The organism is Lishizhenia sp. (genome assembly GCF_033720595.1).
Lineage (GTDB): Bacteria > Bacteroidota > Bacteroidia > Flavobacteriales_D > Crocinitomicaceae > Lishizhenia.
The window spans coordinates 1-9,127 of sequence record NZ_JAWWCF010000121.1 but is presented as its reverse complement, the minus strand read 5'-3'; the positions used below and the strand labels follow the sequence as shown (position 1 = coordinate 9,127).

11 protein-coding genes are annotated in these 9,127 nt (G+C 37.1%); all 11 read right to left on the bottom strand.

All coding sequences use genetic code 11. The features are described 5' to 3' along the window. On the bottom strand, positions 1-621 hold a 621-nt coding region (locus tag R3333_RS09505), incomplete at its 3' end, for a hypothetical protein (protein WP_318958556.1). A gap of 101 nt (positions 622-722) precedes the next feature. Then, the gene (locus R3333_RS09500; protein ID WP_318958555.1) at positions 723-1,115 is read right to left on the bottom strand and encodes a hypothetical protein; all 393 of its coding nucleotides are present in this window, start codon (positions 1,113-1,115) and stop codon (positions 723-725) included. Further along, positions 1,108-1,518 (bottom strand): hypothetical protein, encoded by a 411-nt coding sequence (locus tag R3333_RS09495; RefSeq protein ID WP_318958554.1) that lies wholly within the window; start codon positions 1,516-1,518, stop codon positions 1,108-1,110. The genes R3333_RS09500 and R3333_RS09495 overlap by 8 nt, the downstream gene beginning before the upstream one ends. Next, positions 1,478-3,235, bottom strand: a complete 1,758-nt coding sequence (locus tag R3333_RS09490) for a hypothetical protein (protein WP_318958553.1) — start codon at positions 3,233-3,235, stop codon at positions 1,478-1,480. The genes R3333_RS09495 and R3333_RS09490 overlap by 41 nt, the downstream gene beginning before the upstream one ends. A 5-nt stretch (positions 3,236-3,240) precedes the next feature. Continuing rightward, a complete protein-coding gene (locus R3333_RS09485; RefSeq protein ID WP_318958552.1) occupies positions 3,241-3,810 on the bottom strand; it encodes a sigma-70 family RNA polymerase sigma factor in 570 nt (189 codons plus the stop codon). A gap of 168 nt (positions 3,811-3,978) precedes the next feature. Beyond that, positions 3,979-5,529 (bottom strand): polyamine aminopropyltransferase, encoded by a 1,551-nt coding sequence (locus R3333_RS09480; protein ID WP_318958551.1) that lies wholly within the window; start codon positions 5,527-5,529, stop codon positions 3,979-3,981. Positions 5,530-5,532: 3 nt separating this feature from the next. Beyond that, a complete protein-coding gene (locus R3333_RS09475) occupies positions 5,533-6,492 on the bottom strand; it encodes a calcium/sodium antiporter (RefSeq protein WP_318958550.1) in 960 nt (319 codons plus the stop codon). After that, complete coding sequence (locus tag R3333_RS09470) at positions 6,492-6,905, bottom strand: twin-arginine translocase TatA/TatE family subunit (RefSeq protein ID WP_318958549.1); 414 nt, start codon at positions 6,903-6,905, stop codon at positions 6,492-6,494. Before R3333_RS09470 ends, R3333_RS09475 begins: the two co-directional genes overlap by 1 nt. Positions 6,906-6,944: 39 nt before the next feature. Then, positions 6,945-7,439: a rhodanese-like domain-containing protein gene (locus R3333_RS09465; protein WP_318958548.1), complete on the bottom strand. Its 495-nt coding sequence runs from the start codon at positions 7,437-7,439 to the stop codon at positions 6,945-6,947. Position 7,440: 1 nt separating this feature from the next. After that, positions 7,441-7,989, bottom strand: coding sequence for a Smr/MutS family protein (locus R3333_RS09460; protein WP_318958547.1), 549 nt, complete (start codon positions 7,987-7,989; stop codon positions 7,441-7,443). Further along, positions 7,979-8,923, bottom strand: a complete 945-nt coding sequence (locus tag R3333_RS09455; protein ID WP_318958546.1) for a site-2 protease family protein — start codon at positions 8,921-8,923, stop codon at positions 7,979-7,981. The genes R3333_RS09460 and R3333_RS09455 overlap by 11 nt, the downstream gene beginning before the upstream one ends. Positions 8,924-9,127 lie beyond the last annotated feature (204 nt).

Below are 9,127 nucleotides of genomic sequence, written 5' to 3'. Positions count from 1 at the left end.
AAATCCTAAAGGAACAGTAACGGTAAAGTTGCTATATTTTTTTGCCCCATTCGGCAGTCCTTGTCCCTCTGTGCTGAGCGGTCTTAAATTGGTCCAACCCGATCCTAAATCAGCTTGAGGAACAAAAAACATCACTCCTGCACCAGCGAAAAGGTAAATTTGATTATTGTAATGGTGCATCCCTTTACGCACGCTTAAGTCGTATCTTCTCCCTGACTTTTCGTAAGCATAAATGATAAATTCTAAACGATTTGACGAATGCACAACGGGGGCTCTAAAGTGCAAATTTCTACTGCTACGGATAATTTCTTGAGTGTATTGATCACTCCCGCGCAACATTCCAAAGCTGAGATCTGAGGTCAATGCCCATTGTGGTGCAAATCTCCATCTGTACCCCAACATTGCAGCCATAGAAGTAGCTTTCCAATCCAAATCTATCGGTGAATAATCCGTACCAATTTGATCTCTTCCTCCTAAGTCACCCAAAAACCCAGTGGCTCCAAAGCCCATTCGAAACTCTCGCGTATTACGTTTCCAATTTCGACCACTAAACCCACCAAACTGACCAAAACTTAGGCTAGTTATTAGTAGAAAAGAAAGAAAAATGGATACACGTATCATGTAGTTTATTCATCTGTTTGTCTAACAAATATAGATATCCTTAACCGAATTCGCAACATCTTAAATCCGAGAGAAATACTTCCAGAATCTCAGATAATCAACTAAACTTCACTAAACCTAAATTTTACTCCATCCACCGTTGAAATCAATACAATTACATCCTCAGATTTATGAAAATAAAAATTTAGTTTCTCAGCACTATTGTTCTCTTTGGCGAGGCTCAGGGTAGTGTTTTTTCCTTCAAAAATCTTTCCCTTGTAGATATTCTGAGAATCTTTTCTTTTCTCGAACCATTCACTGGCCTCATTTGATTTCTTATTAGGAAGTTTAGTGAGGTAGTACATACCTTCGGCGAAATACAAATACCAAGCAGCAATTTCATGTGACGAGCCCTGGTAGAGTTTTGGCTTACCAGATCTAATTTTAATACTATCTTGCCCAGACAATTGCAGCGTTAAACCAATAAAGAACAATATTAAAAGCGACTTATTCATCTTCTTTGATAGGAATTAAACTTAAAGGGTCCAAAGTTATCAATCGTCCTTTATGATCGAGTGCTTTTATAGCTGTAAAAAATATTCGTTGGTTGATATTAAACATTTGTAGCTGTACACAGACGGAATCAGGTATTTGATTAGATCTGTATGACTCCGTTACCGTAGCTCCCTCTTTTACATATGTGATATCAAAAGAAAAAACCTGGTACCCCAGGTTATTCTTAATCCCGCCTCCAAAACAAATTTTCTCAACGGCTAATTCACCATCATACACACCTGCTATTTGTGGTAGAAAATCTATTTCTGTAGGGGTCTTTTTAACTTTAATCTTATCTCGTTCTTGTGTAAAACCGAAAGAACTAACGCAAAGCAAGGTTATTCCTAGAAGAACTCTTTTCACCGAGAATAGCTTTAATATTTTCTGCTGTAAAATCTGCATTCGCAATCGTAGTTAAATTAAATCTGTGGTATCCTTCCTTTGGTAATTCACTTTCATCAAAACTGGCGTAAGACATTTCTCCAAACTTATCTTGAACGAAAATAACATTCTTTCCTTTATGAAATCCTATTTTATTCATTGCTTGAAGTCCAATCATCTGATAGCCATATTCAAATCTTGCTTCCTTATTAAAGCTAAATACAAAGGCTTTAATTGCCTCAACATTTTTTCCATCTTTATGGTAAATAAAGGCAAGAGGTGATGGATTAGGGAACTTCCTTGGAGAATCACAGTTATAAACACCCCAATTAAAAGCTTTAAAACTTGCTGTGGCCTGATAGATAGCACTACTTGCTGTAATCATCTTCTGTTGTACCTTTTCCAACTCTTTTTTTCGGTTCAAATCTTTAATTTGCTTTGCTTTTTGCTCCTCTATCAACTTTTTCATTTGCACTTGCAAATCTTTTTGACGAGCCTCCAAAGCCTTACGTTCTAAGACCAATTCCTCTTTGCGCTCTTTAACATCATTCATCACAAGATTAAACAACTCCTCAGCTTCTTTTTCATCTACACCAGAAAGTACAGGACGTGCTATCAAGTAATTTGACTTTCTACCTTTGAGGAAAGTGATTTTATACTCTCCAGTCTCCATCAATTTTAACTTGACGTTGTCCCAATTTTCATTTACAATATCTTTATATTGTCTCTGGTTTGGTAGTGCTTCGAAACCAACACCTTGTAATTTTCTTAACTCAGGAAATTCATTCACATCATAGTCTAAATCAAATACTAAATTTTGATTTTCAACCAACTTGTAGTCTTTACGTTGAGGTTCTTCTTTCTTGAGCCCTTCAATCTCAACATCTATCTCAGCTATTCTTTTTACAATAACCTGCTCTTGTTGAGGCGACACATCGTCAGAAACACTTGAATAATCTGGCTCAGAATCACCTTCTAACTCATTTTCTTGTTGGCTTGGTTTAGCATCTGCATAGAGGCATTCAGAATCTTCCCAACCACCATTTTCTTCATTGAGGTAATAGAAGTTAAACCCTTCACTTGGTTTGTACATCTTCATATCTATTGCAATTGGCGCTTTTGGATTAATGGCAACTTCTTTACCGTTTTGGGTTCCACGCACCTCTAACATACCTGCCGATTCAAAAGCTCCTTCATCTACGGTCATAGGAATACCAGCAACAAAAGCACTTGCCTTATCCGCAAAATATCTCACCTTGAGTTCTACTGGAATTTCACTATCTGCAGCCATCAAAGTAGATGCCTTGAAGCTTATTGTAGATCCATTTGCAGTAGTGATTGTAGTATCTCTACCTGGATAAACTTTATATTCTTCATAAGGAACATCTTGTCCGTCTACAGGTGTCTGAATACAGGGTGTATCTTCTAGATCATCCGTAACATTCAAAGGTGCTAAGGCTGTTGTTGCTGCTAAAGTAGTGTTGTTCTCATCTATATTATTTTCGTTCGTTATTAATGTTGACAAACCAATTGCCACGGCGACGGTGGCCAAACCTGTAGTACCCCAAAACCACGTCTTTTTATAGAAGGGTTTATGCAGTGCTTTCAGGTTGCCCAAGATCTGATCAAAATTCTGTCTACTTTTGATTTCTTCTGATGAAATCTTGGGCCTATCCAAATTCATTTTTCGGTTATTCATGACCGCTAGTTTTTAAAAATTATTTTTTTCAACTTTTCTAAAACCCTAAAAGATTTTACTTTGGCATTGTTCTCTGTAATCTCCAGAATTTCACCAATCTCTCTGTAGGGTCTCTTTTCAAAATACCTCAATTCAAGAATTTGAACGTCTTCTTCCTTGAGTTGAGCTATGGCATTAAACAGTCTTTTTTGATTCTCATCATTAATCACTTCATCCATTTCCTCAATGATTTCGGTGATGTGTAAGGTTTCAATATTTACTGCTCTCTTCACTTTTCTATCTCTAAAAGCCTGGTACAATTCACTCTTCGCTATTCTGTAGAGCCAAGAACCAAAAGGAACTCCTCTAAATTCGAATTTATGAATGTTTTTTATGGCCTTTAAAAACACCTGAGAGGTAACATCGAATGCTTGTTCGGTGTCATCCATTCTCTGGTGCACATACCTAAAAATCTGCTCGTGATATTTCCTATACAACGGCCCAAAATCCTCCGGGTTCTTTTTAGCTCGTTGTACCCAAACGCGTTCCTGGTCTAACTTAGAACTTGTTTGGTGATACACTGGGTTAATACTCATCGCTTTTGGTTTTATAGTTTACTTTCTTTTGCAAACTGGTTTGCAGTACGCAGAACTTGCAGATTCTACATACTAATAATACTCCATTAGAAAATGGTTACAGAATAATTTTGGATTATGATAAAAAAACGGAGAAAAGAAGGTGGTTATTGTGCGGTGATGATGGATTTAAAAGTAATAACTCCAGTTACCTTCACCGTAATACCTGTATAGCACAGGGTTGTATATACTATTAATTTTCAATGCATTTGTATCTACATCAACCAAGTCACCGCCAAAATTTGTAATCATTTTACTCGCGGATGGTGTTAAAAATTTGGTAGAAATATTTTGCCAATCCATGGCTTCAATTTTTTCTTTCATGAAAGCAGAAGGTAAACTTTTAGTACCTATCATCCACCCCCACTCTCCAAAAGTATAGATATGATTGTGTAAGGGTAATACCTGAAAATTAGCTGCTTCCATTGTTTTTTCTATACAGCGAAATGCCTTGGTAGTATAATATGGACTTGCTGCTTGAGTAATGAAAACTCCGCGTTGAGAAAGACGATGATATACTAAATTGTACATTTCTTTAGAGTACAACCTACTTAAATCAACACTTCTTGGATCTGGAAAATCTGCAATAATTACATCGTAAACTTTTGGTGTTTTCTCCAGATAATTAAAAGCGTCACCTACTACTACATTTACTTTAGAAGATTGATACGCATCTTGATTCACTTTCCTTAAAATAGGTTGAGTTTGACCAATTTCTATCATTCTTGGATCTAAATCTACCAAGGTGATACTATCAATAAAAGGATACTTTAATAACTCTCGGATGGCACAACCATCACCCGCCCCCATCAATAGAACATGTTTGGGTTTACCCGCCAATTGAACTGCAGGATGCACCAAGGGTTCATGGTACATCCATTCATCAAATGTACTGAGTTGTTTCCCTGAATTTAAATAGAGCCAATAATCTTTTTGCCATTTGGTAATGGTAATTTTTTGATAAGGCGTTTGCTCACTAAACACAACTTTTCCAGTGTATAAGTTTTGATTTCCGTACAATACAATTGGTTCAGAAAAATAGAGTCCACCAAAAATTGCGAACACCACAACTACACCAAATACACTTAATTTCTTTAACAAGCCTGCAAGGATGTACTTTTTAAACTTGAAAAAAACCAATACAGCCACAATGAGGTTTACACCGCCCACGATGAATGGTGTATAGGTAATTCCTAGATACTTAATTCCAATAAAAGCAAAAAATAAACCACCGAGTAAAGACCCAAAATAGTCCTTCTCCATGACCTCGCTAATGTTGGTTCTTAGCTCTGCATTCTTAGCATTTATCCTAGTAACCAAGGGGATTTCCATTCCAATCAGGGCCCCAATGATTATTGCCAAAACGTATATAGAAGGTGCCAAATTAGAAAGATGCGGCATCAACAAATAAACGAAAAGTGAGGATAGTGATGTTAGGATGGAAAGGGTAAATTCTATCCCCACAAACCAAGCCTCTAAGTTTGTTTTAATCCAGCGACTAATTCTACTTCCCAAGCCCATGGAAAAGAGCATCAGGGATAAGATAATTGTCCATTGAAAAACGGAATCTCCTAAAAAGTAAGTGGCCAAAGTAGCCAATATATACTCCGCTACTATACCTGCCATCCCCGTTGCCAATAAGGCAAGCATGAGGGTTCTTTTGGAGTTAAGTAGGGGCATAAATTAGTGAGCAGAATTATCTATGAGTAATAAAACGATATAGGTGACATAGGTTCCAAAAAGAATGAGTCCTTTCCAAAAACCTACTTTTTTCCCTAACCATATCATAGGCAATAGCAATAATGCAAAACCTATCATCCATATAAAATCAAAATCTAAAGCTGGTTGACTGACTTTAATCGGATGAATAATTGCAGTAATACCTATTACAGCCATGATGTTAAAAATATTACTACCGATTAAGTTCCCGATAGATATTGCTGTTTCTTTTCTGTAGGCAGCCACAACACAGGTGATTAATTCTGGAACTGAAGTTCCAAAGGCAATAATCGTAATACCAATTACACGTTCACTTAAACCTGCTTCTTGAGCAAGAGATACCGACCCTTGAAGTAACCATGTTGCACCAAAGTAAAGTCCCACCAAACCAATGGCTAAAAACAAAAACGATTTCCCTAGAGTGGATGGAGCTTCTAATTCTTCCTCGTCACTTTCTGCAATTTCTTTCTTGGTTTGCTTACGTGATTTTGTAACAATAAAGGCGATGTATAATACCAGAAGAATTAACATGATCATCCCTTCAAACCATACAATAATACCATCGTATGCAAAAATGTAGAAGAGAATTGAACTCAAAAACATTTTAGGCCAATCATATATTTTAGTATCGCGTGCTACGGTTAAACCATAGACCATAACTGTAATACCTAAAACTAAGGAAATATTTGCGATGTTAGATCCAACTACATTACCGATGGCAATATCAGGAGCTCCTTTGTAAGCAGCTTGAATGGAAACCAACAATTCAGGTGCAGAGGTTCCGAAAGAAACAACAGTTAATCCAATAACTAAGGTAGATAAATGTGCTTTAAAAGCTATACCAACAGCACCTTTAACTAAAAATTCTCCTCCAATAATAAGTACGATTAATCCTCCAACGAGTATTCCTAAGTCTATTAACATTATGCTTCTGGTGTATTCTTGTTCTCTGTCTGATTATTATGCGCTTGGTCCAATGGCTTACTGTCCTCCTTCTTTTCTGGAGCTTGAGGAGCAACGTATTGGCGAGGAGGTTTACGATGAACCACTCCACCTTCCAGACCTTCCTCTATATCTTGCGCCATCTGATCTAACGGCCTTTGAATATTATCCTGAAGATTTCTTGCACGTCCCTCTAAATTAAGGTCCTTTTTCATGCTCTGCGTTGATTTAGAAATTTCATCTTGGATTTCTTGACTTGCGTCTTTAATTTGTCGGAATCCACGACCTAAGGTTCTAGCCAACCCAGGAATACTCTTTGCCCCAAAGAAAATGAGTACAAATAAAAGTATTACGAATATTTCGGAGCCTGCCACTCCATTGAGAAACATTAACATGCCGCAAAATTAAGAATAATGTAGAAAGAACTACTATGCTTATTGATTAGAGTTAGCTTCCTGAACACGCAAATAATTCATATAGCCACCTTCCATTTCAACGATATTTTCAAAACCAGCAGCCTCTAGCATTTGTCTCGCTCTCGCAGATCTACCACCCGACTTACAATAAACCATTACAGTTTCTGATTTATCCATCGTTTCCATAGCCGCTTGAAAGTCTCCGTTTGTTATATCTAGGTTCTTCGCATTTTCTAAATGACCCTCCGCAAACTCACCAGCAGTTCTAACATCTATCATGTTTCCATTTTCATCTGCCGCAATGTGCTCAAACTCTTTTGGTCCAACAATTCGGATATTCACTTCTTTTTGCGCTTCACCTGTCTTTTCAGCATCAACAGCTTCTGTTTTTCTTGTAATAGTAGTGTCTCCATTAACAATTTTAACTTCCTCTTTTACTACTACTTCTTTCTTGCTTGCTTCTCCACAAGCGACTAGGCTAAACAATGCGCCTAAAACGATTATCTTTTTCATACTATTTATATTGTAATTCAACTGCTGTTGCTCCTTTTCCGTATTCACGGTAATCGGCATCGTAATATTCTAAAAATTCTTGTGTATCTAAATACGTTCGGATTTCATTTTTCAAGATTCCCTCACCTACACCATGTATGGCTACAATTTTTCGTATATGGTGCTTACGTGCTTTTTTGTAGAAAGCTTTAAATTCACGTACTTGTTTTCTCAATTTAGCGCCACCATCAAAACCAGATTCATCATCCACGATTTCGTGCATGTGTAAATCTATCTCCCAAATTTGTTGCTTGTCTGTAGTGTCGAAATCTAGGCGTTGTTCTTTGATGGTATGCTTAATTTCTGCTTCGTATTCTATGTTATCCTTGTCGGCATAGCCTCCACCCGCGTAATTTTCACTTTGGATTTTCACCAATTCAGAAATGGGATAATCTCTGTTAAACCCTGTTTCATCTTGGATAACAACTGTATTTGCATCTTTGAAGGATTGGATAATAGCATAACCTGCTTCACTCATAAAAGTGACCTTCTCTCCTATCTTATAATTCATTGAAAATTGTAGAAAAATTCGTGTGTAATACCATGTAAATACTCGCCGCAAAAGAAGCTACCCATATGGCCATAACAACCAATTTAAAAAGAAAACTTGCATCTTTTTTGGTCGGAGCTATGAGCACTCCATTTACTTGCGAGGCGATTATTGCGTCAAACTTCTCTTGAGGAGCTTGCTCTTCATAGACCTTAAGCGCTGGAGTATATTCCATTACTATTTGCTTGATTCCGGCAAAATCTTTATTACTTAATTCTTCATAAGTAGAAACATAGGCCAAATGTTCCTCCTTCATATCTTTTCGAATGTTGTATAACTTCTGGATGTTTCTCACACGTATTCCCAAGAAGAATCCAAAACCAACGATGATCCATTCTTGCCATATCCATCCCGCAACAATTACGGCAAGAGAAGATATAAGCGCAAAAATCAATTGTACCAATTCGAATTTTCCGAAAAACATGTTTTTAAGCAACTGTCCTCCATCTAAAGGATCTAGTGGAATTAAATTCAACACATTCAGCACCAAGAATAACACTCCTATTTCTAACAGCCAGCTCATCTCTGTATCGGCTCCAAAGTATAAACACCCTAAACCGACCAGAATTCCAGGAAGCGGCCCCGCTAGTAAAACAAGTGCCCTCTCTTTTTGAGAATAGATTTTCTTTTTCCCATGTACAAAAGCCCCCATTAAAGGAACAAAGAGCATGCGTACATTTTTATAATTGAATATTTTCATGAGAGTAAAATGACCCAATTCATGAATCACCAAAACAGCCACCAACATGAAAATAAAGCTATAATCACCGCCTAGTATCCACGCAAAAGTAATGATGAAAAGCAACAAGGAAAATACGGTTGACGCCATATTCCCTCTACTTTCCTTCTCTACCAAATGTGGTTTTTGGGGATAATAAGATTCAAATTCGTCCATAGTTAATCAAAGATAGCAAGAAGATTTAGAGGGGTGAAATAGTAGCTTAAAAATTGTAGTTTTTTGTGCTTGTTTAGACAAAAAATTATTGGCCTGTGGCATTTAATAAAGTAAGGTGTCCATGACGTAATACTTCTATACCATTTCCATCGCGTAAACTTAAACGATATACGTAAACACCCTCTCTGGCAACCTGACCATTTT

Bases quoted from the DNA above. Each gene is read 5' to 3' on its own strand.
- R3333_RS09455 (WP_318958546.1), bottom strand. From the start codon at position 8,923: ATGGACGAATTTGAATCTTATTATCCCCAAAAACCACATTTGGTAGAG.
- R3333_RS09460 (WP_318958547.1), bottom strand. From the start codon at position 7,989: ATGAATTATAAGATAGGAGAGAAGGTCACTTTTATGAGTGAAGCAGGT.
- R3333_RS09475 (WP_318958550.1), bottom strand. From the start codon at position 6,492: ATGTTAATAGACTTAGGAATACTCGTTGGAGGATTAATCGTACTTATT.
- R3333_RS09480 (WP_318958551.1), bottom strand. From the start codon at position 5,529: ATGCCCCTACTTAACTCCAAAAGAACCCTCATGCTTGCCTTATTGGCA.
- R3333_RS09485 (WP_318958552.1), bottom strand. From the start codon at position 3,810: ATGAGTATTAACCCAGTGTATCACCAAACAAGTTCTAAGTTAGACCAG.
- R3333_RS09500 (WP_318958555.1), bottom strand. From the start codon at position 1,115: ATGAATAAGTCGCTTTTAATATTGTTCTTTATTGGTTTAACGCTGCAA.
- R3333_RS09465 (WP_318958548.1), bottom strand. From the start codon at position 7,439: ATGAAAAAGATAATCGTTTTAGGCGCATTGTTTAGCCTAGTCGCTTGT.
- R3333_RS09490 (WP_318958553.1), bottom strand. From the start codon at position 3,235: ATGAATAACCGAAAAATGAATTTGGATAGGCCCAAGATTTCATCAGAA.
- R3333_RS09470 (WP_318958549.1), bottom strand. From the start codon at position 6,905: ATGTTAATGTTTCTCAATGGAGTGGCAGGCTCCGAAATATTCGTAATA.